This is a genomic window from Streptomyces violascens, from assembly GCF_014649955.1.
GTDB lineage: Bacteria > Actinomycetota > Actinomycetes > Streptomycetales > Streptomycetaceae > Streptomyces > Streptomyces violascens.
Window position 1 is genome coordinate 95,659 of the sequence record NZ_BMUA01000024.1, and the last position, 26,561, is coordinate 122,219.

A 26,561-nucleotide genomic window follows, 5' to 3' on the forward strand; every position below is an offset into this window, starting at 1 on the left:
TAAGCTAGGATGGCTTCCTGAAACGTTCAGGAGGCCATTCCCATGTACGAACCGATCCGCACCAAGTCGGTCCACAGCACGATGGCCGCCGACGACGCCCCCATTCCGCACCGCTCTCGCGAGGACGAGCTGGACATCCAGCTCGCCGGACACCTCTCCGCCCTGCTCGCCGTCACCGACGAACTCGGGCTCACCGAGGCCGGCGACGCCATCGCGCGGCAGGTGGCCCGGCTGCGCGGCGGTCTGCCGCCGGTCCGCCACGCGGGACTCAGCGGTGCCGACGCGAAGGCCCTGCACACGCGCGCCCACGCGCTCGCGGGCCGCGCCCTTCTCGTCGCCGCCTCGCGCGCCGACACCGCCGCCGCGATCCTGGCGGCCGAGCGCATGGACGCCCACGCGGCGGCCCGCGCCCTCACCGCCGCCTCCTGAGCGGCCCCTGTTCGGCCCCGGTCCGCGAGCCGCGGAGGTCTGCGGACCGGGTGCCACACATCTCCGACTGCCGTGCCGCACAAGCCGGTTGAGGCCGCGTACGCGAAAAGGGCCGGCCCCCGGAGCCGTGAGGGAACTCCGGGGGCCGGCCTTCATACGCGGCGGGTCACGAGTGACCCCACAGGTCAGGGCGGATGTCGAACCGACCCCGCCGCGAACACCTCCGGCCGGGCCAGGACAGGCGGCCGTGACCGGAGGAGGTTTTCGGGGCGGTCAGCCGAGGCGGGACACCAGGGCGCGGTACTCGTCCCACAGCTCCTTGGGCGTGTGGTCGCCGAAGGTGTTGAGGTGCTCGGGCACCAGCGCCGCCTCCTCGCGCCAGACCTCCTTGTCGACCTTGAGCAGGAAGTCGAGGTCGGCGTCGGGCAGGTCCAGGCCGTCGGTGTCCAGGGACTCCTTCGTCGGCAGGATGCCGATCGGCGTCTCGACGCCCTCGGCCTTGCCTTCGAGGCGCTCCACGATCCACTTCAGGACGCGGCTGTTCTCGCCGAACCCGGGCCACACGAACTTGCCCGCGTCGTTCTTGCGGAACCAGTTCACGTAGTAGATCTTCGGCAGCTTGGCGGCATCGGCGGTGGCGCCGACCTTGACCCAGTGGGCCATGTAGTCGCCCATGTTGTAGCCGCAGAACGGCAGCATCGCGAACGGGTCGCGGCGCAGCTCGCCGACCTTGCCCTCGGCGGCGGCGGTCTTCTCGGAGGCGACGTTCGCGCCGAGGAAGACGCCGTGGTTCCAGTCGAAGGACTCGGTGACCAGCGGCACCGCGGAGGCGCGGCGGCCACCGAAGAGGATCGCCGAGATCGGCACGCCCTTGGGGTCCTCCCACTCGGGCGCGATGATCGGGCACTGGCCGGCCGGAACGGTGAAGCGGGCGTTGGGGTGGGCGGCCGGGGTGTCGGACGCGGGCGTCCAGTCGTTGCCCTTCCAGTCCGTGAGGTGCGCGGGCGCCGTCTCGGTCATGCCCTCCCACCACACGTCGCCGTCGTCGGTGAGCGCGACGTTGGTGAAGACGGAGTTGCCCCACATCGTCTTCATGGCGTTGGCGTTGGTGTGCTCGCCGGTGCCGGGCGCGACACCGAAGAACCCGGCCTCGGGGTTGATCGCGTACAGCCGGCCGTCCTCGCCGAAGCGCATCCAGGCGATGTCGTCGCCGATCGTCTCGACCTTCCAGCCGGGGATCGTCGGCTCCAGCATGGCGAGGTTCGTCTTGCCGCAGGCGCTCGGGAAGGCCGCGGTGACGTACTTGGGCTCGCCGCTCGGCGGGGTCAGCTTGAGGACGAGCATGTGCTCGGCGAGCCAGCCCTCGTCGCGCGCCATGACGGAGGCGATGCGCAGCGCGTAGCACTTCTTGCCGAGCAGGGCGTTGCCGCCGTAGCCCGAACCGTACGACCAGATCTCGCGCGACTCGGGGAAGTGCGAGATGTACTTGGTGGTGTTGCACGGCCACGGCACGTCCGCCTCGCCCTCGGCCAGCGGGGCTCCGAGGGTGTGGACGGCCTTGACGAAGAAGCCGTCGGTGCCGAGCTCGTCCAGGACGCGCTGCCCCATGCGGGTCATGGTGCGCATCGACACGGCGACGTAGGCGGAGTCGGTGATCTCGACGCCGATCGCGGACAGCGGCGAGCCGACCGGGCCCATGCAGAAGGGGACGACGTACATCGTGCGCCCGCGCATCGACCCGCGGAAGATGCCCTTCTCGCCGGCGAAGATGTCCTTCATCTCGGCGGGGGCCTTCCAGTGGTTGGTCGGCCCGGCGTCCTTCTCGTCCTCGGAGCAGATGAAGGTACGGTCCTCGACCCGGGCGACGTCGCGGGGGTCGGAGGCGGCGTAGTAGGAGTTGGGGCGCTTGGCCTCGTCGAGCTTCTTGAACGTGCCCTTGGCAACGAGCTCCCCGCACAGGCGCTCGTACTCCGCCTCGGATCCGTCGCACCAGACCACACTGTCCGGCTGGGTCAGTTCCGCGATCTCGTTGACCCACGAGATCAGTTCCTGGTGCTTGGTGGGGGCCGAGAGGGGAGTCGCGATATCGCGCGCCACGATCGCTCCTTGATGAGGGTCTTGGGAGGGTTTTGACGTACTACTTCATTGCCGCCCCGTGGGGGCTGCGACCCGGATGCTTGACCCCGTGGATCCTGTTGGCGCTCATCCGGTGCCGACCGCACTCATCTGATCTTCCGCGTCGTTCGCCCATATGTCCAGGGGGCCTCTCACGTGAGCATCACCACTTACCGCCTCCTTAACTGCCATTTGCCGTTCACTTACCCGACGGCCAAAGGACGCTCGGTGACGGGCCGTACCTATCCGTAACCTACGGAGCCGTAGGTAGCATGCAGGGCATGACTGATCAGGTGATGGCCCCCGCGATCGACCCGGTGACACAACAGGTGAAGCCGAAGATGCGCGGCTGGCTGCACGCCGGGATGTTCCCGGCCGTACTGATCTCGGGCCTGGTGCTGATCGCCCTCGCGGACTCCACCAAGGCGCGGATCGCCTGCGGGATCTACGTCCTGACCGCCTGCCTGCTGTTCGGGGTCAGCGGTCTCTACCACCGGGGCAACTGGGGCCCGCGCGGGGAGGCAATCCTGCGCCGCCTCGACCACGCCAACATCTTCCTCATCATCGCGGGCACCTACACCCCGCTCACCCTGCTCCTGCTGCCGGACTCCACCGGCCGCGTCCTGCTGTGGGCGGTGTGGGCGGCCGCCGCGGCCGGCATCGCCTTCCGGGTGTTCTGGATCGGCGCCCCCCGCTGGCTCTACACGCCCTGCTACCTGGCGATGGGCTGGGCGGCCGTGTTCTTCCTGCCCGACTTCATGCGGGCCGGCGGCATCGCGGTGCTCGTCCTGGTCATCGTCGGCGGGCTCCTCTACAGCGCGGGCGGCGTGATCTACGGCATCAAGCGCCCGAACCCGTCCCCCCGCTTCTTCGGCTTCCACGAGGTGTTCCACTCGCTGACCCTGGCCGCGTTCGTCGTGCACTACGTGGGCATCTCGCTCGTCGCCTACCAGCACGGATAACCCCGACTCCGGCTCCCGAAGGCCCCCGGTGCCAAAGCGCCGGGGGCCTTCGTCATTTCCCGGGGACGGGTCGCGGGTCCCGGGGGAGCAGAAGGCACAGGCGGCCGGCGGGGCGCCGAAGACCGAACCCGCAGGTCCGGCGCCCGGCGACGTCGGCCCGGCCGCGCCCGATGCAGGACAATGAGGACCATGGCCGCCACCTCCCGCACCTCAGCCGCCGCCGCTTCCCCCGGCCGGGTCGACCCGGCCGCCCCGGTCGACTCGGTCGCGGAGGTCCTCCAGCCGCAGCTGAGCCTGCGCGAACGCAAGAAGATCAAAACCCGCACCGCGATCCGCCGGGCCACCTACCGGCTGATCGCGGAGCAGGGGTACGAGGCGACCACGGTCGAGCAGATCGCGGAGGCGGCGGAGGTCTCCCCCTCCACGGTGTTCCGCTACTTCCCCACCAAGGAAGACATCGTCCTGACCGACGAGTTCGACCCGATCATGCTGAGGGAGCTGCGGGCCAGGCCCGCCGGGGAGCCCCCGCTGGAATCACTGCGGCACATCATCACCGAGGCGGTCCGGCTCTCTCTGCTGCACGACCGCGAGGAGACCCTGCAGCGAACCCGCCTGATCGCGGAGGTCCCGGCGCTGAGGGCCCGCATGATGGAGTCGGTGGCCGACGCGAGCCGGTTGCTGTGCGACGTGCTGGCGGAGCGGACGGGGCGGGAACGGGTGGACCTGGAGGTCCGGGTCTTCGCCATGGCGGTGCTCGGGGCGCTCCACGAGACCACGGTGTACTGGGCGGAGCACAACCACGAGGACGACCTCCTGGACCTGATCGCCCGAACGATGACCACGCTGAGCCAGGGCCTGACCCTGAGCACGAACTAGCCCGCCCGCGACCCGTCTGACCGCGCTGGGGCTCCGCCCCATCCCCGCCGGCCCCCGCCCCTTCCCCAGACCCTCCGGGGATGGGGAGATCGACTGCGGACCGTACGTGGTGCTCACGCAGTTCCCCGCGCCCCGGCAGGATCGATGCCGGCCCGCGCCGGAGCATTTCAGCCCGTCCGGCGATTGAGGACGAGCGCCCTTGAGGCGCGAACGCGGCGGGTCGAGGGAAGGGGCGGGGTGGGGGCTAACTCAGCGCCTCCGCCAGCGCGTCCGCCGACGTGACCGGCGCCTCGCAAGTGAACCGCCGGCACACATACGCCGCCGGAGCACCGTCCACCAGCGGCCGGTCCGCCAGGAGCGGGAACTCCGCACCCCCCGGCGCCCCCACCGCCACCACCGCCCCCGGCGCGGACGCCAGCAGCGCCGTCCGGTGCAGCGCCCCCGTCCGCGGGTCGGTGGGCGCGCCCACCACCGCGACCTCCCGCGGCCCGTCCAGCGCGGCGGAGGCCGCGGCAAGCCCCCACCCGATGAACCGCGGCGCCCGCGGCCCGAGAGCCCGGACCACCCCCAGCGCCCCCTCCGCCGCCTCCCGGTGCGCCGAGGATCCCGTGTGCGCCGCATACGACAGCAGGGCGGAAGCCGCGGCCGTCCACCCCGAGGGCGTCGCGTTGTCCGTCGGGTCCTGGGGACGCCGGATCAGCTTCTCCGCGTCGTGCGCGGTGTCGTACAGGACACCCTCCTCGCCGACGAACTGGTCCAGGACGATGTCGAGCAGGAACCCCGCGAACTCCAGCCAGACCCCCTCCCCCGTCACCCCGGCCAGCGCGAGGAAGCCCTCGGCGACGTCCGCGTAGTCCTCCAGCACCCCGCTGTTCGCGCCCACTTGACCGTCCTTGGAGGTACGGGCGAGCCGGGCGTGGCCGTCCATGTGGACCCGTACGAGAACGTCCGCCGCCTCCGTCGCGCGCTCCACGAGGTCCGGGCGGTCGAAGAGCGCGCCCACCTCGGCGAGCGCCGCGATCGCCAGGCCGTTCCAGGCGGCGACCAGCTTGTCGTCCCGCCCCGGACGCTCCCTCAGTTCACGGGCGGCCAGCAAACGTTCCGCCGAACCCCCGTCCAACTCGCCGCCGTCAGCGGGCAGTTGGAGGACCGACGCGCCCTCCTCGAAGGTGCCCTCCTCCGTCACCCCGAAGTGCCGCGCCGCCGCCTCGCCGTCCCGCTCGCCCAGGACCTCCGTCAGCTGCGCGGGCGTCCACACATAGAACGCGCCCTCCACATGGTGTCCGCCACCGTCGTCGCTGTCGGCGTCCAGCGCTGAGGCATAGCCGCCCTCGTTGGTACGCAGCTCGCGCACCATGAAGTCGGCGGTCTCCAGGGCGACCCGGCGGGCCAGGTCGGAGCCGGTGACCCGCCACAGGTGGGCGTACACCCGGCACAGCAGGGCGTTGTCGTACAGCATCTTCTCGAAGTGCGGCACCAGGGCGGCCCCCGGGCGCGGGCGCAGTACGTAGCGGTGGAAACCGCCGCCGAGCTGGTCGTACAGGCTGGAGCGGGCCATGGCCTCGCACATGCCCTCGGCCATCTCCAGGGCTCCCCCGGACCCGGTCCGGACGTGGTGGCGCAGCAGGAACTCGATCACCATGCCCGGCGGGAACTTGGTGTCGCCGCTGCCGAGCCAGCCGGTCGCCGGGTCGTACTCCCGGACGATCCCGAGCAGCGCCTGGTTGAGCTCCTCCTCGCCGGGCAGCCCGCCCGTACCGTGGTCCAGTTCGCGGGCCGCCAGATCGCGGGTGATCTTCTCGGCGACCTCGGCGACCTCGTCGCGCCGGTTGGCCCACGCCCCCTGGACGCCTTCGAGGACCTGCCGGAAGGACGGCATGCCGTGCCGGGGCTCGGGCGGGAAGTACGTACCGAAGTAGAACGGCTCGCCGTCCGGGGTCATGAAGACGGACATGGGCCAGCCGCCCTGCCCGGTCGCCGCCTGCACCGCCTCCATGTAGACGGCGTCGACGTCGGGCCGCTCCTCGCGGTCCACCTTCACGTTCACGAAGTGCTCGTTCATGAAGGCCGCCGTGGCCTCGTCCTCGAACGATTCGTGCGCGAGGACATGACACCAGTGACAGCTGCTGTACCCGACGCTGAGCAGCACCGGAACCCCGCGTTCGCGGGCCTCATCGAAGGCCTCGGGCGACCAGGGCCACCAGTCGACCGGGTTGTCGGCGTGCTGCAGGAGGTACGGGGACGTCTCATGGGCGAGGCGGTTCGGCATGACCCCATACTCCCCCACACGGGAGATGATCCGCCGACTCCCTCGCGCCGACGCGCGTCACGCTGGACACTTGGAGACGTAGGCGGGCGACGGGCTCTCGGAGGGGGACGCACATGCGGGACAGCCATCGGGCCGAGGCCGAGCGGCTGTTGGTACGCGCCGTGGAGGAAGAGGTACGGCGCTCCGGCGGGCGGTCCGACGGGAGCGCCCTGCTCTCCCGGGGCCGGGGCGCGCTCGACGCGCTGGCCCAGAGCGCCGCGGAGGAGTACGCGGCCTACATCCACGCCCTGGACGAGGCGGCGGCCGGGCAGCTGTCCTTCGGGGATCGGTTCAAGCGTGACGGCGGCTCAACCGGCTTACTGGCCACGGGAGTCGGGGCGATCGCCGCCGTGGTCGTCGACATCGCGCTCGGGGTCGGCGCGGGCGGCGCGGTGGGCACCGGGGCGGCGGTGGCGGTGGCCGGGGCCGCGGGGACGGTCGCCAAGGTGACGGCCTCGCACGTGCCGGCCGCACACCGGCGGGCCGGGGCGCTCGGCCAGCCGGGTGGCCTGGAGCAGTTGCGGCTCCAGTGGCTGACGGCCCTTGAGGTGCGGGGCATCCGGCCGTTCCTGGACCAGCAGCGCGCGGTGAGCCCCAAGCCGCCGCAGAAGAAGGTGCCGACCCAGTTGCGCGGCACGGACAAGAGCGCGGCGGCCCGCCGCAGGTCGGTGCTCGAGCAGTCGTTCGGCCATCTGCCCGATCCGCAGGGCCCGTTCGCGGGGCGGCGGGCCGAGCTGGCGCGGATCGGGCAGTGGGTGCAGGCGGCCCGCGCCTCCACCGAGACCCGCCCGGTGGTCGTCGTCCTGCACGGCGCGCCGGGTTCGGGCCGCAGCACGCTGGCAGTGCGGGCGGCGCACGCGCTGCGCGACCAGTTCCGCGGCGCGTGCCTGGTCGACATGCGCGGCGGCCTGTCGGGCGAGAGCCCGCTGGCGACCCGGGACGCGCTCCTGCACCTGCTCAACCGGCTCGGCGCGCCCCGCGAACAGCTCCTGTTCCGCGAGAGGTCGTCCCCCGAGCAGCAGGTGCGCCGCCTCGCCGAGCTCTACCACCAGCATCTGACGGGCCTCGCGGTCACCGTCGTACTGGACGACACCGACGACGCCGAGCAGGTGTGCACCCTGGTGCCGCAGCGCTCCGAGGGCCTGGTGCTCGTCACCTCGTCCAGGCCGCTCGACCTGCCCGCCGACTTCCCGGCGTGGGTGCACCAGCTGGCCGTCGAACCGCTGGACGCGGCGGGCGCCGAGGAGCTCCTGCGCGAATCCGCCGAGGAGAAGGAGCCCGGTCCCTACGACGCCGAATCGGCCGAGCTGGTACGGCAGTTGTGCGGCGGGCTCCCGCTGGCGCTGCGCATCGCCGGGTCCTCGCTCGGGCCCCGCTCGGCACGGGCGCTCGCCGCCGACCTGGCGGCGTACGGCCCGGTGGCGCCCGCCGAGCGGGCCCTGTGGCTGCGCTACACCGACCAGTCCGAGCCTGCTCGCCGGCTCCTGCGCCGCCTGGCGCTCGCGGGCCGGGCCTCGCTCGGGGCGGCCGCCGCCGCGTCCCTGCTCGCCGCCGACGAGCAGGAGGCCCAGCGCCAGCTCACGGCGCTTGCCACGGCCGGGCTCATCGACCACGTGCGCGGCAGCCGCTACCGGCTGCACGACGTCGTACGGTCCTTCGCCGAGGCCCGCCTCGCGGACGAGGAGGAACAGGCCGAGCGGGTGGCCGCGCAGGAGCGCCTCATCCGCAACTACGCGGAGCTCGCCGACGCCGTGGGCCGCATGGTCGACGGGAAGATGTCGACGCGGGCCGGCCAGTTCGGCGGGCACGGCTTCCCGTCCCTGGACGCGGCGCTGCGCTGGCTGGACGACGAGTCGAGCTTCATCACGGCCGCCCTGCGCCAGGCCGAGGGCGTCGACCAGGAGGCCGTGCTCAGCCTGCTCGGCGCGCTGTGCGACTACTGCCTGCTGCGCGGCGACCTCTACCGCCTGGGCGAGATCAGCGAGCTGACCCAGGCCGTCGACCAGGGCCTCCTCGTCCGTTCCGTGCAGTGGCGCACCGGCATCGCGGCCCGCCAGCTCGGCGAGCTCGACACGGCGCGTACGACGCTGTCGTCCGTGGTCAACCTCTACCGCGAGGCCCAGCACGAGGCGGGCCAGGCGCTCGCCCTGTGCTCGCTCGGCATCACCCTGCACCACCAGGGCAACCTGGCCGAGGCCGCGGCCCGCCTGCGCGAGGCCATCGACCTCCAGGCCGACGAGGATCTTTCCGGCGACCGCGCCTGGTCGCTGCACGCGCTCGCGGCGGTCGAGCGCGACCGCGCCAACCTGTCCGGCGCGCTGACCCTGCTCGCCACCGCGCTCGCCCTGCACCGCGAGAACGAGTCGCTGCACGGCGAGGCCTGGACCCACTTCCAGCTCGGCCAGCTGTATCTGCGGATGGGCGAAGTCCCGCGCGCGGAAGAGGAGTTGCGTACCGCGCTCGACCTGTACGGCCGCACCCGCGACGGCCGCGGCGAGGCCTGGGCGATGACCCAGCTGGCCCGGGGCCGGCTCGTCGACGGCGACGCGTCCGCCGCGGTCGACCAGCTCCGCCAGGCCCTCTCCCGCCACCGCGAGCAGGAGGACGCGCGCGGCGAGGCGTGGACGCTGTACTACCTGGGCCAGGCCCTGGAGGAGCGCGGCGACCGCGACCAGGCGGTGCGCGAGCTGGAACGGGCCCGCACGATGTTCTCGCGGATGCGGGACGTGTACGGGCTCGCCTGCGCCCGTCACCACTCGGGCCGGGTCACCCGCGACCAGCGCGCCGCCCAGACCGGCAACCTGCGCAACTCCGGCTTCGCCCGCCAGCTCCTGGTCGACGCGCGCGCCGACTTCCACCGCATCGGGGTGGCGCACGGCGAGGCCTGGACGTGTCTGGAGCTCGCGATGATCGACGCGGGCAACAACCGCCCGGGCCCGGCGCTCGCCCTGTGCGACGAGGCGACCGCGCTGTTCGCCTCGTACGACGACCGGCGGGGCGGCGACTGGTCGCGCTTCCTGCGCTGCACGCTGCTGCCGTACGCGGGCGCGGGCGGCGTGGACGTCGGCACGGCGGTCGCCCAGGAGGAGGTGGCCCAGCTGCTGCGCGCCACGCATGAGGCCCGCGACAGCAAGCTGGAGGACTGTGCGGAGGCCTTCGCGCTCATGCTGGAGCGCGGCATCTCCCTGGAGGCGGGCTGGCAGGCCTGGCACCTGGGCATGGTCCCGGACCGGCATGCCCGGGAGGTCATGGGGGTGCCGGTGACGGCCGGGCGCTGATGCCCTCGGCCACGGCTGAACGACGCCCGCCGCCGCGTCCCTGAACGGGCGCGGCGGGGGCGCTCGGCGGACCCGGAGGGTCAGGCGTTCTTGGGTGCGCCCTTGCCCGGGGCGGCGGCCGGGGTGGTCGCCGCGGACGGGTCCGGGGCCTCCTCGAAGTCGACCTTGCCCATGTGGCGGTTCATCGACTTCATCAGCATCCACACGCCAAGCGCGAGAGCGGCGAAGACGATGAAGCCGAGGACACCCGGCGTCACCTTGTCGTTGTTGATCTCCGCGGCCAGCGGGACCATGTGCGTCATTGCGAGGCTTGCGCTCATATCAGGCATTGTCGCGTACGCCCGCGAAGAGGTCGTCCTCGGGGAGGGAAGTGTCCACGAGCGACTTCGCGAGCTCGTACTCCTCGGTCGGCCAGACGTCCTTCTGGAGGTCGAGCGGCACGCGGAACCAGCCGCCGTCAGGGTCGATCTGGGTGGCGTGCGCGATCAGCGCCTTGTCCCGGATCTCGAAGAACTCCGCGCACGGAACGTGCGTGGTCAGCGTGCGTTCGACGCGCCCGAACTCCTTCCAGCGCTCCAGCCACTCGCCGTACGGGGACTCCATGCCGCGGGCGAGCAGCGCCTCGTGCAGGGCCACCGTGCGCGGCTTGTTGAAGCCCTGGTTGTAGTAGAGCTTCTGCGGCTGGAAGGCCGGGCCGAACTCGGCCTCCGGGTACTTCTCGGTGTCGGCCGCGCCCTCGAAGGCCACCATCGTGATCTTGTGGGTCATGATGTGGTCGGGGTGCGGGTAGCCGCCGTTCTCGTCGTACGTCGTGATGACCTGCGGACGGAAATTGCGGATGGAGCGCACGAGGCGGCCGGCCGCGACGTCGACGTCCTCCAGGGCGAAGCAGCCCTCGGGCAGCGGCGGCAGCGGGTCGCCCTCGGGCAGCCCCGAGTCGACGAAGCCGAGCCACTCCTGGCTCACACCGAGGATCTCGCGCGCCTCGTCCATCTCTCTCTTGCGGACCTCGTGGATGTGCTCCTCGATGTACTTGTCGCCCTGGAGCTTGGGGTTGAGGATGGAGCCGCGCTCGCCTCCGGTGCAGGTCACGACCAGCACGTCCACCCCCTCGGACACATACTTCGCCATGGTGGCCGCGCCCTTGCTCGACTCGTCGTCGGGGTGGGCGTGGACGGCCATCAGTCGCAGCTGCTCAGTCAAGACTCGATCCTCGGTGACTCAGTAAGTGAATTCGGCGCCCTCTGTGATCGGCGCAATGGGCGGCTTCTATAGTGACCGAATCGGGGGGCGGAAAATTCCGGCGACCCCCACCAGCAGGAGGACGATCATGGCCGCTGTTCGCGAGCAGCTTCCCCAGGGGCGCTACGGGCGCTCGGCGGACGAGCGCGCGGACCGCAAGCTGAAGATCATCGGCGCCGCGCTCGGGGTCGTGGTGCTCGGCGTGATCGGCTGGATCGGTTACGACTACGTGGGCGGGCAGTCGCTCTCCGCTCAGGTGATCAAGTTCAAGGTCGTCTCGGACACCTCGGTCGAGGTGCACCTGGAGGTCCGCAAGGACAAGGACGCCAAGGGCACCTGCACCCTGCGCGCCCAGCAGACCAGCGGCGACGACGTGGGCCGGGCGGACTTCAAGTTCGACGAGCCGGTCGAGCAGGTCGACAAGGTGGTCACGATCACCACGACCTCGCGGGCGACGGCCGCCGACCTGGTCGGCTGTCAGTCCGACTGAGCCCGACCGGACCCGACCGGCCCCATACTGCTCAAGTTATTGATCAAGGTTGACGACGCACCGGCTCTGACCTGCGTTGATGAAGTTCTAGCGGTTTATGTCCTCCCCCTACGGCGCCTGAATTGTTAGGCTCGTGGTTTCGCCCATCCATCAAGGCACATGCTTGTGGGTAGGGCGATGCTTTGTATTCCCAGTACCGACGAGGAGCACCTGTGACCCAGACCAGCGACAACGTCACCTGGCTGACCCAGGAGGCGTACAACCAGCTCAAGGCCGAGCTGGAGTACCTGTCTGGTCCCGCGCGCACGGAGATCGCCGTAAAGATCGCGGCGGCCCGTGAGGAGGGTGACCTCCGGGAGAACGGCGGGTACCACGCGGCCAAGGAGGAGCAGGGCAAGATGGAGCTCCGGGTGCGCCAGCTGACCCAGCTCCTGGAGCACGCCAAGGTCGGCGAGGCTCCCGCCGCGGACGGCGTGGTGGCCCCCGGCATGCTCGTCACGATCGCCTTCGACGGCGACGAGGACGACACCCTCCAGTTCCTGATGGCTTCCCGCGAATACGCGTCGGACGACTTCGAGACGTACTCGCCGCAGTCGCCGCTCGGCTCGGGCGTGAACGGCAAGAAGGTCGGCGAGGACGCCGAGTACGAGCTGCCGAACGGCAAGAAGGCCTCGGTGAAGATCCTCGCGGCGAAGCCGTTCAACGGCTGACGACCGTACGCCCTGCCTGTACGCAGCACGAAGCCCCCGGCCGCGCTTGAGCGGCCGGGGGCTTCGTCGTGCTACGCCGTGGCCGAACGGTACTTGCGGACCGCAAGCGTGCGGAAGACCACGATGATCACGATGGACCAGAGCAGTGAGGCCCAGACCGGGTGCTCCATCGGCCAGGCGCCGGTGACCGACTTGGGGATTCCGTCGATCGTGTTGCCGAACAGCTCGCGCGCTGCCATGACGGTCGCGCTGAACGGGTTCCACTCCGCGATGTATTGCAGGAACTTCGGCATGCCGTTGACCGGCACGAAGGCGTTCGAGATGAACGTCAGCGGGAACAGCCAGATCAGTCCGCCGGAGGTGGCCGCCTCGGGAGTACGCACGGACAGGCCGATCAGGGCGCCGATCCAGGAGAACGCGTACCCGAGGAGAAGCAGCAGGAGGAAGCCGAACAGCACCTTGCCGATGTTCTCGTGCGTGCGCCAGCCCACGAGAAGCGCGACGATCGCAAGGACGAGCAGTGTAATGGCGGTCTGCACGCTATCGGCGAGAGTGCGGCCGGTGAGGACCGCGCCGCGGGCCATGGGCAGCGAGCGGAAGCGGTCGATGAGGCCCTTGTGCATGTCGTCGGCGATGCCCGCGCCCGCTCCGGCGGTGGCGAAGGTGACGGTCTGCGCGAAGATGCCGGCCATCAGGAATTCCTTGTACGCACTCGCGCTGCCAGCGGGTGCGCCAGGGATGTTGATCGCGCCACCGAAGACGTACGTGAACAGCACCACGAACATCACCGGCTGAATGACCCCAAACAGGATCATTTCAGGAATCCGGGCCATACGAATCAGGTTCCTGCGGGCCACCACCAGCGAGTCCCGTACGGACCCGCCGATGCCGCCGCGCGCACGCGGTGCGGGCATGACGTCGGTCATGGCGCTCACTTCGCAGCCTCCTTGCGGGTCTCGGGCGTGGCGTCCACGCCCTCGTCGTCCTCTTCCGGCGGAGCCTCCGCCGCGTGGCCGGTCAGGGAGATGAAGACGTCGTCGAGGGTGGGGCGGCGCAGGCCGATGTCGTCGATCTCCACGCCCCTGGTGTCGAGTTCGCGGATGACCTCGGCGAGCAGCTTCGCGCCGCCGGTGACCGGGACGGTGAGCCGGCGGGTGTGCTCCTCGATGGCGACCTCGCCCTTGCCGAAGCCCGCGAGCACGTCGCGGGCCGGGGCTATCTGGTCGCTCTGGTGGACGACGACCTCGACGCGCTCGCCGCCGGTGCGGGCTTTGAGCTGGTCGGAGCTGCCGCGGGCGATGACCTTGCCGTGGTCGACGACGCAGATGTCGTGGGCGAGGCGGTCGGCCTCTTCGAGGTACTGGGTGGTGAGCAGCAGGGTAGTGCCACCGGCGACCAACTCCTGGATGACTTCCCAGAGTTGCTGCCGGTTGCGCGGGTCGAGGCCGGTGGTCGGCTCGTCCATGAACATGACGGGCGGCGAGACCACGAGGGCGGCCGCGAGGTCGAGGCGGCGGCGCATGCCGCCGGAGTACGTCTTGGCGGGGCGGTCGGCGGCGTCCGCGAGGTTGAAGCGGTCGAGCAGCTCGCCCGCCCGCGCCTTCGCGGCCTTGCCGTTCAACTGGTAGAGCTGGCCGACCATCTGGAGGTTCTCGCGGCCGGTGAGGTATTCGTCGACGGCCGCGAACTGGCCGGACAGGCCGATGGACCGGCGGACTTCGTTGGGATGCTTGAGGACGTCGATGCCCGCGACGACCGCTGTGCCGCGGTCGGGCTGGAGCAGGGTGGTCAGGACGCGCACGGTGGTGGTCTTGCCGGCGCCGTTGGGGCCGAGCAGGCCGAGGACCGTCCCTTCCGGGACATCGAGGTCCACGCCGTCCAGAGCCGTGACATCGCCGAAAGTCTTCACCAGGCCTTCGGCATAGATGGCGCCTGGCATGTGGGTACCCCCAGTGTTGGCTGTGACTTTCTGGACAAATCGTAGATTTTCCGGGCATGGATCGCCCGGTGGAGCCTTGTCGAGCCACACACACCATAACGCGATACATCGCGTGCTGTCAGCCGTCCTGCGCGACCTTCCCGTCCCCTTCTCTCTCGCGTTCTCTCTCGCACGGATCCCGGCTCAGCCCATGACCGTGTAGCCCGCCTCCCGCAGCGCCGACGCCACCTCCTTGCAGTGCTCCGGGCCCTTCGTCTCCAGGTGCAACTCGACCTCCACCTCCGTGAGTCCGAGCCGGGGGTCGGTCCGTACGTGGCTCACGTCCAACACATTGGCATCCAGCACTGACAATTCGCCGAGAAGCGAGGCCAGCGCCCCGGGCCGGTCGGTGAGGCGAAGGCGCAGCGACAGATAGCGGCCCGCCGCGGACATGCCGTGCCGCAGGATCCGCTGCAACAGGAGCGGATCCACATTGCCGCCGGAAAGCACCGCCACGACCGGCCCGCGGAACGCCTGGGGATCGCTGAGCAGCGCGGCCACCGGGCTCGCCCCGGCCGGCTCCACGACCAGCTTCGCCCGCTCCAGGCAGAGCAGCAGCGCACTGGAGAGCTCGTCCTCGGTGACCGTACGCACCTCGTCCACCAGCTCGCTGACCAGCGCGAACGGTATGTCGCCCGGTCGTCCCACCTTGATCCCGTCGGCCATCGTGGGCGCGGTGTCGATGGCGACGGGGTGCCCGACGGCCAGCGAGGGCGGGTAGGCCGCGGCGGCGGCCGCCTGCACGCCGACGATCTTCACGTCGGGCCGCAGCGCCTTCACCGCGACCGCGATGCCCGCCGCGAGGCCGCCGCCGCCGATGCCGACGACGATGGTGCGCACCTCGGGGCACTGCTCCAGGATTTCCAGGCCCACGGTGCCCTGCCCGGCGATGATGTCCTGGTGGTCGAAGGGGTGGATGAACACCGCGCCGGTCTCGGCCGCGTACGCCTGGGCGGCGGCCAGCGTCTCGTCGACGACCGTGCCGTGCAGGATGACCTCCGCCCCGTAGTGCCGGGTCGCGGCGACCTTCGGCAGCGGGGCGCCCATCGGCATGAAGACCGTGGAGTGCACGCCGAGCAGCGACGAGGCAAGGGCCACGCCCTGGGCGTGGTTGCCCGCGCTCGCGGCGACCACCCCGGCGGCCCGCTCCTCCGGACGCAGCCCGGCGATCCGCACGTACGCGCCGCGCAGCTTGAAGGAACCGGTGCGCTGGAGGTTCTCGCACTTGAGGTGGACCGGCGCTCCGACCAGCGACGACAGATGGCGGGAGCCCTCCATCGCGGTGGTGCGGGCCACTCCCGAGAGCATCTTCTGCGCGCCGCGGATGTCATCGAGGATGAGGTGGTGCAAGGGGCCAGACGTACTGAAGCTCATGACAGCAAGTCTTGCAGCTCACGCCCCTTTCCGGCCGCCCGGATTTCGATCCGCACGGCAGTTGTCCACAGGTTTGCGCACCGCCGGTACGTATACCGGTCAGGCCGCGTACTCTGTCCCCCACCACACCGACACCCGCACGAGAGAGCCCCGGCCATGCCCCCAGTTCAGGACATGACTCCCCCGCTTGACCCCGGCCTCCTCGATGCCCTCCAGCACCAGGTGGCCGTGTTCGCCCGCCGCGCAGAGCAGACCAGGCTCGGCGGCGTCGGACAGGTCCGCAACTCGATGGACCGGGCCGCGTATCTGCTGCTCAACCGGCTTGACCTGGAAGGCCCGATGGGCGTCAAGGCGCTCGCCGCGGGCATGGGGATCGACTCGTCGACGGTGACCCGCCAGGTCGCGCCGCTCGTCGACACCGGCCTGGTCAAGCGCACGTCGCACCCCGAGGACGGCCGGGCGGTCGTGCTCCAGCTGTCCCCGCGCGGCCAGTCCCGCCTCGAAGAGGTGCGCTCCTCGCGGCGCGAGCTGATGGCGCAGGTCACCGACGGGTGGACGGAGCACGAGCGGGAGTCGTTCTGCACACTGCTCACGCGCTTCAACTCCGCGCTCTCGGCCCGCCAGTCGGCCGCCCAGGAGCCGTCCGCGCCGACCTCTTGACCGGGGGCTCGCGCCTGCCCTCATATGAGGCTCATGCGCGAGCGGTACTTCAGCCAACACCGCCGCCGCACCCGGGAGTTCGAGTCGTACGTGGCGGGCGCGGGCGGCCGGCTGCTGCACGCCGCCACCCTGCTCACCGCCGAGCTCCCGGACGACAACCCGCGCGCCCGGCGTCTGCTGACCGCCGCGCTGGCCGAAACGTACGCCCGCTGGGACCGGCTGCGCGGTGAGGACCCGTACGACCGCACCCGTCAGGAACTCGCCGCCCGGTTCGCGCGCGGCGCCTGGCGCTACCACCGGCCGGCGATACCCGGCCTGCCCCGGCCGCACGCCGACCACGGGCTGCTCGCGCGGCTGACCCCGCAGGAGCGGCTCATCCTGGTGCTGCGTCTGCACGAAGGGGTCGCCGAGGAGCAGACGGCGGCGCTGGTCGGCCTGCCGGCGGACCGGGTCCGGGCGATCTGCACCCGGGCGATCGCCACGATGCGCAGCACCCCGCCGACGCCGCCCGCGCCCGCCGCCCCGGCTCCCGGGGTGGCCACATGAGCGGCTGCGAGGAGGCCGTGCGATGAGAACGCCGGACCGCAAGACCGCCGAGGTCCGCCACCTCCTGGAGGGCGGCCCGCACCCGGCCGTACCGGCCGAACTGGCCGCCCAGGCAGCGGAGTTGGGCCTGCGCATGCTGCACCGGCGGCGGGTCGTCCGCCGCACGCTGTGGCTGCTGCTGGCCGTGGCGGTGATCGTCTTCCTCGTCTGGGCCTCGATCGCCCAGCCGTGGGTGGCGCCCCCTTCGACGGTGACGCCACCCGTAGATGGGCTCTAGGAGACAGGCCCTAGCCCAGCGCCTGCTTAAGGTCGGCGAGCAGATCGTCCGCGTTCTCGATGCCCACCGAGACCCGCACCAGGTCCGCCGGGACCTCCAGGGCGGAGCCCGCGACGCTGGCGTGCGTCATGCGGCCCGGGTGCTCGATCAGCGACTCGACACCGCCGAGGGACTCGCCGAGCGTGAACAGCTTCGTACGGTTGCAGACCTCGACCGCCGCCTCCTCGCCGCCCTCGACGCGGAAGGAGACCATGCCGCCGAAGGCCCGCATCTGCTTGGCCGCGACGTCGTGGCCCGGGTGCTCGGGCAGCCCCGGGTACAGGACCTTGGTGACCTTGGCGTGCCGGGTCAGCATCTCGGCTACCTTGCCCGCGTTCTCGCTGTGCCGGTCCATGCGGACGGGGAGCGTCTTGATGCCGCGCAGGACCAGCCACGAGTCGAAGGGCCCGGCGACCGCGCCCATCGCGTTCTGGTGGTACGCCAACTCCTCTCCGATCTCGGCCGAGTTGGTGACCAGCGCACCGCCCACGACGTCGGAGTGGCCGCCCATGTACTTGGTCAGCGAGTGCACGACGATGTCCGCGCCGAGCGACAGGGGCTGCTGGAGGTAGGGGCTCGCGAAGGTGTTGTCGACGACGAGCCTGGCGCCCGCGTCGGCCGCCACCTGCGCCACGGCCGCGATGTCCGTGATGCCGAGCAGCGGGTTGGAGGGCGTCTCCACCCAGATGACCTTCGTACGGTCGGTGACGGCGGCCCGCACCGAGGCGGGGTCGGAGGTGTCGGCGACCGACCACTCCACGCCCCAGCGCGAGACGACCTTCGCGAACAGGCGGAACGTGCCGCCGTAGGCGTCGTTCGGGATCACGACGTGGTCGCCGGGGGCGAGCAGCGTACGCAGCAGGCAGTCTTCGGCGGCGAGCCCCGAGGCGAAGGCGAGGCCGCGGCGGCCGCCTTCGAGGGCCGCCAGGTTCTCTTCGAGGGCGGTCCGCGTCGGATTCGCGCTGCGGCTGTACTCGTAACCGCCGCGCAGGCCGCCGACGCCGTCCTGCTTGTAGGTGGAGACCTGGTAGATCGGGGGTACGACCGCACCGGTCAGCGGATCCGCGGTGTTCCCGGCATGGATCGCGATGGTCTCGAAGCTCTTGTCGAGGTGCTCGTGGCTCATGGGCCAGAGCCTAGTTCGTCGGCCCACCGGGTTCGTCATATCCGGCCGTGGTCTGGTTCGCTGGGAGACATGGAGATTCTGTGGACCCTGCTCGCGCTGTGCATGCTCGTCGCGATCATCGGCCGGCTCGTGTCCCGCCGCGGCGGGACCGGCATCCAGCTGTCCCGGCCCGGGGCACCCGATGCCGCCGACCCGGCGGCGTACGGCTTCGCGCTCCAGGAGGAGCTCGACGTGCGCATGCCCGGGCCCGACCAGGATCTCCTCGACGTGCTCGCCGTGGTGCAGCAGACCCAGGACTGGAAGCCGGCCGCCCGCCTCCTCGCCGAGACCCCGAAGGAGGGCGAGCGGCGCTGGCAGCGCGTCCAGGCCTTCGCGGGCGCGGCCTCCCTGGAGCTCGCCCAGCACCCGGGCATCGGCGGGGCCTGGCTGCGCAAGTGGCGCTCCGAGGCGCCGAAGGACGCGGGAGCCGCGCAGGTGCACGCGGAGTTCCTGGTCCAGCAGGCCTGGCGGTCCTCGTCCGTCGGCCAGGACGACTTCCGCATCATCCTGGAGGAGGCGCACACGGTCTGCGGCGAGGCCGCGCTGCTCGCGCCGGGCGACCCCGTCCCGTACATCACCGAACTCGCGGTGGCGCGTGGACTGGCCTATCCCCGCCCGGAGTTCGACCAGCTGTGGGCCAAGGTCGTGGACCGTGCCCCGCACCACATGGGCGCGCACCTCGCGGCCCTGCACTACCACTGCGAGAAGTGGCACGGCTCGCGCGCGCAGGCGGACGAGTTCGCGACGTCGGCCGCGGCCCGCGCCCCGCGCGGCTCCCTCCTCTCCGCGCTCCCCCTCTTCTCTGTGTACGAGCACGTGCCGGACGTGGTCCTGGTCAGCGACTTCTACCGCACGGCGGTGGTGAGCCGCGCCATGGAGGGCGCCCTGCACGCCGTCCACCAGGCCCGCCCCGACGATCCGGTCCTGCCCCAGGTGCGCCACCTCCTGGTCTTCTTCCTGGTACGCGCCGAACGCTGGGCGGAGTCGATGGACCAGTTCGTGGCCCTGGACGGCTATGTGGGCGCCCTCCCCTGGACGGTCTCCGAGGACCCGGCGGCGGACTACGCCCTGTGCCGGGCCCTGGCGGTGGCGGGCTACGAGGCGAACGGCGGGAGCCCGGCGACGCTGCGGCGGCCGTAGGGGCTCATGGGGGACGGCCGGAATCTCTCGGCCCGGCCGTGCGTTCCCCCTAGGCATCCACACTCTTCCGAGGAGCCCCCGATGATCTTCGGCCGCCGTACGCCCGAGCTGCCCACCCCCGAGCAGGCCCTCAAGGGACGCCCGGAGCCCGAATTCACCCTGCCGTCCCGGCACACGGTCCTCGGCAACCCGCTGGCGGGCCCGTACCCCGAGGGGTTCGAGATCGCGGACTTCGGGATGGGCTGTTTCTGGGGCGCCGAGCGCAAGTTCTGGCAGACCCCGGGCGTGTGGACGACGCTGGCGGGCTACCAGGGCGGGATCACGGTGAACCCGGCGTACGAGGAGGTCTGTTCGGGCCTGACGGGGCACACGGAGGCGGTCCGGGTGGTGTACGACCCCGCCGTCGTCTCCTACGAGCAGCTCCTGAAGGTGTTCTGGGAGAACCACGACCCGACGCAGGGCTTCCGCCAGGGCAACGACGTGGGCACGCAGTACCGCTCGGCGATCTACACCCACACCCCCGCCCAGGAGGCCACGGCCCAGGCGTCCCGCGAGGCGTACCAGAAGGTCCTGACGGGCTCGGGCCACGGCACGATCACGACGGAGCTGCTGCCGGCGCAGGGGCGTCCGTTCTACGCCGCGGAGCCGTACCACCAGCAGTACCTGGACAAGAACCCGGCGGGGTACTGCGGGATCGGCGGCACGGGGGTCTCCTGCCCGATCGGCGTGGCGAAGGCGGGGAGCTGACCCCGCCGGACGTTCCCCGGCCGCGACGAGGCGGGAGGCGTTCGCGGCTCGCCGGGCTCGGGATGGGCTGGGCGGGGGAAGCGGGGTGACCGGGGCAGCGGCGAACCGTTGAACCCGGGGCAAGATCACGGCGGGCGGGGTGGACATTGGCCCGAATGAGCACAATTTGTGACGTGATGCCCGGGTTCCTCGTTCCAGGGACGACGGGCCTCCCCCCGGGCAGGCCTGTCACCCCTCTCTGACCGACCCAATGGGAGTACAACCGTGATCAAGCAGGTTCTCGCCGGAGCAGCCTTCGCCACCGCCGCAACGATGGCCATCGCCGCCCCCGCCTCCGCGGCCACGGCAACCCAGGCCCCCAGGCTTCCGCTCCAGCTCCCCACCAGCACGCTCAAGAGCCTCCTCGCCACCGTCACGGGCCCGACCTCGAGTGGCTCGGGTTCCATGGGCAGTGCCGGCGCCACGGGATTCGCGACCCGCAACGGCAACACCTCGATCGCGGGCGAGGCGGGCGGCATCGGCAACACCTACGGCGCCTCGCTCATCAACGTCGACCTGCGCTGCGCGGTACCGCTGCCGGAGGGCGAGGGCATCGGCGGACACGCCCTCGGTGGCTCCAAGGCCGCCTGCAACCTGGCGCCGGTCGACCAGTACCAGGCCCCGCAGAAGCTGCTCTGACGCACCGTCTGGCGTACGGGTCTCCCACCGGAAAACCCGGCACGACCAGCTGAAGGAACACCGACCCGCACAGCCCGCGGAACCCTCGATGGGCTGTGCGGGGGAACCGGGGTGACCGGGGCAGCGACGAACCGTTGAACCCGGCGCATTGGAGAGTGCACAAGAGTCCCGGGGTCCGACCAGTCACCCCGGGACTCTGCACGCTCACCACCCCGCTGACCCGACCGGGGCACCAGCCCCCTCCCCGCGTCCGCTTTTAGTCTTATCGGGCGCAATTTATGACGTGTTGTGCCTGTTCCTCCATCGAGGGGACGTCCGGTGGATCAGGGTCGGACAGGGCACGGCGTCCGGTGCGGTGCGTGCCGGATGACGCCCCTTGTCCGACCCCTCCAGGGGTCGCAGGTTTCCCTACGGGGCGGGCCTGTCACCCTCTCCGACCCACCGAATGGGAGCACAACCGTGATCAAACAGATTCTTGCCGGGTCGGCCCTCGCCATCGCCGCGACGATGGCCGTCGCCGCCCCCGCCTCGGCGGACACCAGGGACTTCGGGACCCGCAACGGCGACACCGTCATCGCGGGCGAGGCGGGCGGCATCGGCAACACCTACGGCGCCTCGCTCATCAGCGCCGACCTTCGCTGCGCGATCCCGATGCCCGAGGGCGAGGGCATCGGCGGACACCTCCTCGGCGGGCCCAAGGCCGCCTGCAACGTCGCACCCGTCCGCCAGTACCAGGGCCCGCAGAAGCTCCTCTGACCCTCGACAGCCGACCGGGGCACCGGACACACACGTCCAGTACCGGTGCCGCGGGCGGCACGGAACACTCGCTTCCGGACGCGTCGGCTCCCTCTGCGCATTGGTCCGAATGAGCACACTTCGTGACGTGTTGTGCATGTGCCTCGTTCCAAGGGGCGGCAGGTTTCACAGGGCGAACCTGTCACCCCCGACCAACCACCGAATGGGAGCACGACCGTGATCAAGCAGGTTCTCGCCGGAGCAGCCTTCGCCACCGCCGCAACGATGGCCATCGCCGCCCCCGCCTCCGCAGCCACGGCGACCCAGGCCCCCAAGGCTCCCGCCAACGCGCTCCAGAACCTCCTCTCCAGCCCTCTCGCCCCGAGCCCGACCACCAGCGGCACCGGCTGCGGCTGCATCGGCGACACCGTGAGCGGCCTCACCGGCACCACCCCCGTCGGCAACGGCACCACCGGCAAGCTGACCAGCACCGTCAGCAACACCACCAGCAGCCTCACCGGCACCAACACCGGCACCATGGGCACCGGCGCCGGTAACGGCGGCAGCAGCGCGAGCGGCAGCGGCGCCACGGACTTCTCGACCCGCAACGGCGACACCGTCATCACGGGCGAGGACGGGGACGGAGCGGGCGGCATCCTCAACACCTACGGCGCCTCGCTCATCAACGTCGACGGCCGCTGCCTGGTGCCGCTGCCCGAGGGCGAGGGCATCGGCGGCCACGGCCTCACCGGCCCCAAGGCCGCCTGCAACCTCGCGCCCGTCGACCAGTACGAGGCCCCCCAGAAGCTCCTCTGACCCCGGTCAGCCCAGCCGCTGGACCAGGATCGGGTCCGCGCCCGCCGCCGGATAGAGCAGCGTCATGGTCGAGCGAAGCCCCGGGGCCCCCGGCGCCGGGGACAGTTCGACCGTACGGCTCGTGAAGTCGCCGACCTCGCGGCAGGACCACCATGCCGCCAGGTCGGGGCGGGCCTCGCGGAGGCGGGCGGTGAGGCGGCGGACCCGGTCGTCATGGGGATTGCGGTCCGCTCGGGTGCGGAAGTGGCGGTGCAGGTCCATCGCCACCGGCTCCCAGTCGGGCAGCAGCCTCTGGTGGGGCGGGTCCGTGAGCAGGAGGAGCAGCAGGTTCCGGTCCGGGGCCGCGATGCGCGCCGGGTCGGGCCATAGGGCTGTGTATGCCTCGTTCCACGCTGTCATGAAGAGTGCCGGGTCGAGGGCCACGGCCGGAGTCTCGCCCCAACTGGCCATCAGGGCGCGGGTGTCGGCGTCCAGGGGCGCGGTCGGCTCCGGTGCCGCGAAGCCCGCCAGGGTCAGGACGTGGGCGTGGGCCGTCGCGTCGAGACGCAAGGTGCGGCTCACCGCGTCCAGCACCTGACGGGATGTCTCGACCCGGCCCTGCTCCAGCCAGGAGTACCAGGCCACGCCCACCCCGGAGAGCGCGGCCACCTCCTCGCGGCGCAGGCCCGGGGTGCGGCGCCTCGCCCCGGCGGGCAGGCCGAGTTCGGCGGGGGCGAGGCGCTCGCGGTGGGCGCGCAGGAAGCCGCCGAGCTCCCGCCGTCGCGCGAATCCGTTGCCCTCGACTCCGATACCCGCCGTCACACCGCCGCCTCTCCGAACGTAGGCCCGCCCTCACGCCTGCCGTCGGCCGCCTGCCGGGGCGCAGGGGAGCAGACACGCTTCCCCGAACGTACGCCCGCACGCTCGGCCTCCCTCGTCGCCTCAGCCTATGACTCCCACTCACCGCATCAACCGGCGTCTGGCTGCCGCCCGTCGGGAGCCCGAGGCTGAACCCATGACTCGACACGACACCACCGCCCCCCTCGTACAGCGACGCAGCAACGACTCCTCCGCCCTCGCCGCGCCCCGCGCCTTCATCCGCGTCTTCACCGGGCCCGGCACCCTCGAAGAGCTCACCCGCTTCTACGAGGAAGTCCAGGGCGTCGAGCGCGACATGTGGTTCACCTATCCGGCGAAGGGGCTCGCTCTTGCCGCGGTCGGCGGCTTCCTGCTCGTCGAGGGGTCCGACGACGCCGTCGCGCCGTTCCTCGACGTGGACGGCACCTTGCTCGTCGACGACGCCGCCGCGCATCTCGCCCGGCTGACCGCACTCGGCGCGGAGATCCTCGACCCGCTGCACAAGGTGCCGACGGGTTCCGGGTTCCATGCCCGGCACCCGGACGGCACCGTGATCGAGTACGTCGAGCACCGGCCCACCCCCGAGGGGGCCTAGGGGGCCCCGAAGATCCGGTCCAGGTGCAGCCTCAGCACTCCCGTCGCCGACGCCGCGTCCCGCTGGCCGACCAGGATGCCCGTGCCCAGGCCGGCCGACATGGCCAACAGGCCGATCGCCTCACCCCGGGCGTCGAGGCCCGGCGCGACCAGGTCGGCGTCCTGCGCCTGGCGGAGGAGGCCCGCGACAGCCTCCTCCGCCGCGTCCGGGTTCGCGATGAACGGCTGGGCGGCCAGCGCCTCGTCGGTCATGGCCAGGACCGCGTACGAGGTGTAGAGGAAGTGGAAGGTGCGGCTCTCGTCGTCGGTGGGCAGGGCCGCCAGCAACAGGGCCTCGATCGTGGCGCGCGGGCCGGGAGCGCCACCAACTGCCTTGATCCGTGCGGCGACCCGCTCCCCGAACCGCTGCGTCAGATATTCGAGGCCGAAGAGCAGCAGCTTCTCCTTGGTCTCGAAGTAGTACTGGATCAACCGCAGCGACACCCCCGCCTCCGCCGCCACGTCGCGCATCCCCACCGCGTGCAGCCCGCGCCGACCCGCGACCCTGACGAGCGCCTCGGTGATCTCGGTCCGTCGTTGTGCGTGGTCCACGCGCTTCGGCATCGGTCCCGTTCCTGCCTCTCGTCCACCGCCCGGCCGGCCAAGGGGCCCCGGCTTTTTCATGGTACAGCCGTATCAAGTTGATGATACGGTCGTACCACGAAAGAGTTCGACCGCTTCCGGAGGTGGCCCCCGTGCCCAAGTCCACGACCCGTGAACGTGTCCGGCCCGACGTCGGGCGGTATGTCAGCGACGCCCTGCGCGAGCGCTACTTCGCCGCGTGCGACGCCCTCTACGCGCTGGGAGCGCCGGCCGCCGCGGAGCAGGACGTCGAGACGAGCTTCGGCACGACGCACGTCTACCGGTACGGATCCGACGACCCCGCCCTCTCCTCGCGCACCCCGGTCGTCCTGGTGCACGGCGCCGGGAGTTGCTCCGCGATGTGGTACCCGAACACCGCCGCGCTCAGCTCGGAACGCACCGTCTACGCGATCGACACCCCCGGGGACCCCGGCCGCAGCGTGCAGCGCGAGCCCATTCACCAGCCCGAACGCGCCGCCCAGTGGCTGGAGGAGACACTCGCCGGGCTCGGTCTCGACCGCGTCCACCTCGTCGGCTCCTCCTACGGCGGCTGGCTCGCCCTGAACCAGGCGCATCTGCGGCCCGGACGCCTCGCGTCGGTCACCCTGCTCGACCCGGGCGGCTTGGAGAAGGTCGGCCTGCGCTTCTTCGTCTGGATCTTCGCCAGCCTCTTCGCGACGTCCGCACCCAAGGCGCTGCGCCCGCGCCTGGCGGCCTGGCTGGAGCAACCCGTCCTCGTCGTACCGGAGTTGCGCGCGATGGCCAGGGCGAGCGTGCGCGCCTATCGCATCCGCCGCCCGGCCCCCCTCCCGCTGTCCGACGCGGAACTGTCCACCGTCCGCACCCCGCTCTACCTGCTGCTCGGCAGGCGCAGCCTCCTCGTGCACCCGAAGCGGCAGGTGGAGCGCGTACCCCGGCTGATACCGGGCGCCCGCGCCGAGATCGTCTCCCACACCGGCCACGGACCGCAGATCGACCACGCGGACGAGGTCAACCGCCGGATGCTGGCCTTCATGGAGTCCGCAGGCTCCCAACACCCCGTCCCCGAGCGCCCGTAGCGCGATATTCGCTGGTCACGCTCCGCCCCGCCGGGCCACGCTTCCCCCATGGAAGCAACGCACGACCGCCCCACCGTCCCGCCCCGCCAGCAGATCCGCGCCCTGCACACCGGGTCGACGCTCACCGTCTACCAGGCGTACGACCCGGAGCTCGGGCTGCCCGCAGCCCGCGACGGGCGGTTTCCGGCGGCATGGAAGCGGGAGCGGATGACGTGGGTCAAGCCGTCGTTCCTGTGGATGATGTACCGCTCGGGGTGGGGCACGAAGGAAGGCCAGCGCACCGTGCTCGCGATCGAGATCCGGCGGGACGGTTTCGACTGGGCGCTCGATCACGCCTGCCTCTCGCATTACGTACGCGAGCTGCACGGCGAACAGGCTGACTGGAAACGGGAGTTGAGGTGGGCGCCCGCCCGGGTGCAGTGGGATCCCGAGCGGGATCTGCGGCTTCGGCCGCTGCCGTACCGGTCGCTGCAGCTCGGGCTCGCCGGGGAGGCCGTGCGGCGGTACGCGGACGAGTGGATCGTCGGCATCCGCGATGTGACCCCCATCGCGCACCGCGTCCACGCGCTCGTCAAAGATGGCCGACTCGATGCCGCCCACGCCCTGTTGCCCGACGAGCGGGTCTATCCGCGGGCCGGGTAGCTCGTTCCAGCTCCGCCCAGATCTCGTACGAGATCTGGGCCGCCCGGTCCGCGTCCCGCGCCTCGCACGGAGTACCGCGCGCTGAGCTTCGGGATCGTCAGGCTGGTTGCCGCTCGCCGCGACCGGGACGGCGTGGAGCGCGTCGTCGGCGCCGATCGCCGCCGCGAGGTCGCCCGCCTCCCTCCTCCCCCCCCATTACCGTTTTCGTTGGCTCCGCAACGGAGCTTCCGGCCTCCGGGGCCGG

The 26,561-nt window shown here is 71.4% G+C and carries 27 protein-coding genes; 17 read left to right on the plus strand and 10 right to left on the minus strand.

The genetic code is table 11. The annotated features are described in order from the left end of the window. Positions 1–42: 42 nt before the first annotated feature. Positions 43–429 carry an SCO4983 family protein gene (locus tag IE206_RS32795; protein WP_189968626.1) on the plus strand — a complete coding sequence of 129 codons (387 nt, stop codon included), beginning with the start codon at positions 43–45 and terminating at the stop codon, positions 427–429. Between the two features lie 273 nt (positions 430–702). On the opposite strand, the gene IE206_RS32800 is transcribed toward IE206_RS32795, so the two are convergent. Next, positions 703–2,526 carry a phosphoenolpyruvate carboxykinase (GTP) gene (locus tag IE206_RS32800; RefSeq protein ID WP_189968628.1) on the minus strand — a complete coding sequence of 608 codons (1,824 nt, stop codon included), beginning with the start codon at positions 2,524–2,526 and terminating at the stop codon, positions 703–705. Between the two features lie 290 nt (positions 2,527–2,816). On the opposite strand from IE206_RS32800, the gene trhA reads away from it, so the two are divergent. Together trhA and IE206_RS32810 are read left to right on the plus strand one after the other, a co-directional pair. Further along, entirely contained in the window at positions 2,817–3,506 is a 690-nt protein-coding gene (gene trhA / locus IE206_RS32805) for a PAQR family membrane homeostasis protein TrhA (protein WP_373301024.1), read from the plus strand. Positions 3,507–3,695: 189 nt separating this feature from the next. Beyond that, the gene (locus IE206_RS32810) at positions 3,696–4,382 is read left to right on the plus strand and encodes a TetR/AcrR family transcriptional regulator (RefSeq protein ID WP_189968632.1); all 687 of its coding nucleotides are present in this window, start codon (positions 3,696–3,698) and stop codon (positions 4,380–4,382) included. A 244-nt stretch (positions 4,383–4,626) separates the two neighbouring features. Here the strand turns inward: IE206_RS32810 and IE206_RS32815 are convergent, their stop codons facing one another. Further along, positions 4,627–6,651: a thioredoxin domain-containing protein gene (locus IE206_RS32815; RefSeq protein ID WP_189968633.1), complete on the minus strand. Its 2,025-nt coding sequence runs from the start codon at positions 6,649–6,651 to the stop codon at positions 4,627–4,629. Positions 6,652–6,764: 113 nt separating this feature from the next. On the opposite strand from IE206_RS32815, the gene IE206_RS32820 reads away from it, so the two are divergent. Continuing rightward, on the plus strand, positions 6,765–9,968 hold the full coding sequence (locus tag IE206_RS32820) for a tetratricopeptide repeat protein (RefSeq protein WP_189968635.1): 3,204 nt from the start codon (positions 6,765–6,767) through the stop codon (positions 9,966–9,968). Positions 9,969–10,048: 80 nt separating this feature from the next. Here IE206_RS32820 and IE206_RS32825 read toward each other — a convergent pair whose 3' ends face one another. Together IE206_RS32825 and mca are read right to left on the minus strand one after the other, a co-directional pair. Then, positions 10,049–10,297: a hypothetical protein gene (locus IE206_RS32825; protein ID WP_189968637.1), complete on the minus strand. Its 249-nt coding sequence runs from the start codon at positions 10,295–10,297 to the stop codon at positions 10,049–10,051. Beyond that, on the minus strand, positions 10,290–11,171 hold the full coding sequence (gene mca, locus IE206_RS32830) for a mycothiol conjugate amidase Mca (protein WP_189968639.1): 882 nt from the start codon (positions 11,169–11,171) through the stop codon (positions 10,290–10,292). Before mca ends, IE206_RS32825 begins: the two co-directional genes overlap by 8 nt. A gap of 127 nt (positions 11,172–11,298) precedes the next feature. Between mca and IE206_RS32835 the strand changes: the two genes are divergently transcribed. Further along, positions 11,299–11,700, plus strand: a complete 402-nt coding sequence (locus tag IE206_RS32835; RefSeq protein WP_189968641.1) for a DUF4307 domain-containing protein — start codon at positions 11,299–11,301, stop codon at positions 11,698–11,700. Positions 11,701–11,912: 212 nt separating this feature from the next. After that, the gene (gene greA / locus IE206_RS32840) at positions 11,913–12,410 is read left to right on the plus strand and encodes a transcription elongation factor GreA (RefSeq protein WP_189968643.1); all 498 of its coding nucleotides are present in this window, start codon (positions 11,913–11,915) and stop codon (positions 12,408–12,410) included. Positions 12,411–12,481: 71 nt separating this feature from the next. Here the strand turns inward: greA and IE206_RS32845 are convergent, their stop codons facing one another. From IE206_RS32845 to ilvA, 3 genes are all read right to left on the minus strand, one after another. Further along, positions 12,482–13,336 (minus strand): ABC transporter permease, encoded by an 855-nt coding sequence (locus tag IE206_RS32845; protein WP_189968687.1) that lies wholly within the window; start codon positions 13,334–13,336, stop codon positions 12,482–12,484. Positions 13,337–13,341: 5 nt separating this feature from the next. Further along, positions 13,342–14,349: an ATP-binding cassette domain-containing protein gene (locus tag IE206_RS32850; protein ID WP_189968646.1), complete on the minus strand. Its 1,008-nt coding sequence runs from the start codon at positions 14,347–14,349 to the stop codon at positions 13,342–13,344. 183 nt (positions 14,350–14,532) lie between these two features. Then, positions 14,533–15,762 carry a threonine ammonia-lyase gene (gene ilvA, locus IE206_RS32855; protein ID WP_189968648.1) on the minus strand — a complete coding sequence of 410 codons (1,230 nt, stop codon included), beginning with the start codon at positions 15,760–15,762 and terminating at the stop codon, positions 14,533–14,535. Between the two features lie 156 nt (positions 15,763–15,918). On the opposite strand from ilvA, the gene IE206_RS32860 reads away from it, so the two are divergent. The 3 genes from IE206_RS32860 to IE206_RS32870 are packed head-to-tail and all read left to right on the plus strand — an operon-like array spanning position 15,919 to position 17,245. After that, positions 15,919–16,422 (plus strand): MarR family winged helix-turn-helix transcriptional regulator, encoded by a 504-nt coding sequence (locus IE206_RS32860; RefSeq protein ID WP_189968650.1) that lies wholly within the window; start codon positions 15,919–15,921, stop codon positions 16,420–16,422. 33 nt (positions 16,423–16,455) lie between these two features. Then, the gene (locus tag IE206_RS32865) at positions 16,456–16,968 is read left to right on the plus strand and encodes a sigma factor-like helix-turn-helix DNA-binding protein (RefSeq protein ID WP_189968652.1); all 513 of its coding nucleotides are present in this window, start codon (positions 16,456–16,458) and stop codon (positions 16,966–16,968) included. Between the two features lie 22 nt (positions 16,969–16,990). Then, positions 16,991–17,245, plus strand: a complete 255-nt coding sequence (locus IE206_RS32870; RefSeq protein WP_189968654.1) for a hypothetical protein — start codon at positions 16,991–16,993, stop codon at positions 17,243–17,245. Positions 17,246–17,255: 10 nt separating this feature from the next. Here IE206_RS32870 and IE206_RS32875 read toward each other — a convergent pair whose 3' ends face one another. Further along, on the minus strand, positions 17,256–18,410 hold the full coding sequence (locus IE206_RS32875; protein WP_189968656.1) for a cystathionine gamma-synthase: 1,155 nt from the start codon (positions 18,408–18,410) through the stop codon (positions 17,256–17,258). 69 nt (positions 18,411–18,479) lie between these two features. Between IE206_RS32875 and IE206_RS32880 the strand changes: the two genes are divergently transcribed. The 5 genes from IE206_RS32880 to IE206_RS32900 all read left to right on the plus strand — a co-directional run bounded on the left by IE206_RS32880 (position 18,480) and on the right by IE206_RS32900 (position 22,565). Next, on the plus strand, positions 18,480–19,589 hold the full coding sequence (locus IE206_RS32880; protein WP_189968658.1) for a hypothetical protein: 1,110 nt from the start codon (positions 18,480–18,482) through the stop codon (positions 19,587–19,589). A gap of 81 nt (positions 19,590–19,670) precedes the next feature. Next, positions 19,671–20,336 carry a peptide-methionine (S)-S-oxide reductase MsrA gene (gene msrA / locus IE206_RS32885; RefSeq protein WP_189968660.1) on the plus strand — a complete coding sequence of 222 codons (666 nt, stop codon included), beginning with the start codon at positions 19,671–19,673 and terminating at the stop codon, positions 20,334–20,336. Between the two features lie 264 nt (positions 20,337–20,600). Continuing rightward, positions 20,601–21,014, plus strand: a complete 414-nt coding sequence (locus tag IE206_RS32890) for a hypothetical protein (RefSeq protein WP_189968662.1) — start codon at positions 20,601–20,603, stop codon at positions 21,012–21,014. A 459-nt stretch (positions 21,015–21,473) separates the two neighbouring features. After that, the gene (locus IE206_RS32895; protein ID WP_189968665.1) at positions 21,474–21,770 is read left to right on the plus strand and encodes a hypothetical protein; all 297 of its coding nucleotides are present in this window, start codon (positions 21,474–21,476) and stop codon (positions 21,768–21,770) included. A gap of 216 nt (positions 21,771–21,986) precedes the next feature. Then, positions 21,987–22,565 carry a hypothetical protein gene (locus IE206_RS32900; RefSeq protein ID WP_189968666.1) on the plus strand — a complete coding sequence of 193 codons (579 nt, stop codon included), beginning with the start codon at positions 21,987–21,989 and terminating at the stop codon, positions 22,563–22,565. A 6-nt stretch (positions 22,566–22,571) separates the two neighbouring features. On the opposite strand, the gene IE206_RS32905 is transcribed toward IE206_RS32900, so the two are convergent. Then, positions 22,572–23,366 (minus strand): MmyB family transcriptional regulator, encoded by a 795-nt coding sequence (locus tag IE206_RS32905; protein WP_189968668.1) that lies wholly within the window; start codon positions 23,364–23,366, stop codon positions 22,572–22,574. 193 nt (positions 23,367–23,559) lie between these two features. Between IE206_RS32905 and IE206_RS32910 the strand changes: the two genes are divergently transcribed. Next, positions 23,560–23,997: a VOC family protein gene (locus IE206_RS32910; protein ID WP_189968670.1), complete on the plus strand. Its 438-nt coding sequence runs from the start codon at positions 23,560–23,562 to the stop codon at positions 23,995–23,997. On the opposite strand, the gene IE206_RS32915 is transcribed toward IE206_RS32910, so the two are convergent. Next, positions 23,994–24,599, minus strand: coding sequence for a TetR/AcrR family transcriptional regulator (locus IE206_RS32915; protein ID WP_189968672.1), 606 nt, complete (start codon positions 24,597–24,599; stop codon positions 23,994–23,996). The genes IE206_RS32910 and IE206_RS32915 overlap by 4 nt on opposite strands. Positions 24,600–24,730: 131 nt before the next feature. On the opposite strand from IE206_RS32915, the gene IE206_RS32920 reads away from it, so the two are divergent. Together IE206_RS32920 and IE206_RS32925 are read left to right on the plus strand one after the other, a co-directional pair. After that, positions 24,731–25,675 carry an alpha/beta fold hydrolase gene (locus IE206_RS32920; RefSeq protein WP_226598873.1) on the plus strand — a complete coding sequence of 315 codons (945 nt, stop codon included), beginning with the start codon at positions 24,731–24,733 and terminating at the stop codon, positions 25,673–25,675. A gap of 48 nt (positions 25,676–25,723) precedes the next feature. After that, entirely contained in the window at positions 25,724–26,317 is a 594-nt protein-coding gene (locus IE206_RS32925) for a DUF4291 domain-containing protein (RefSeq protein WP_189968675.1), read from the plus strand. Positions 26,318–26,561 lie beyond the last annotated feature (244 nt).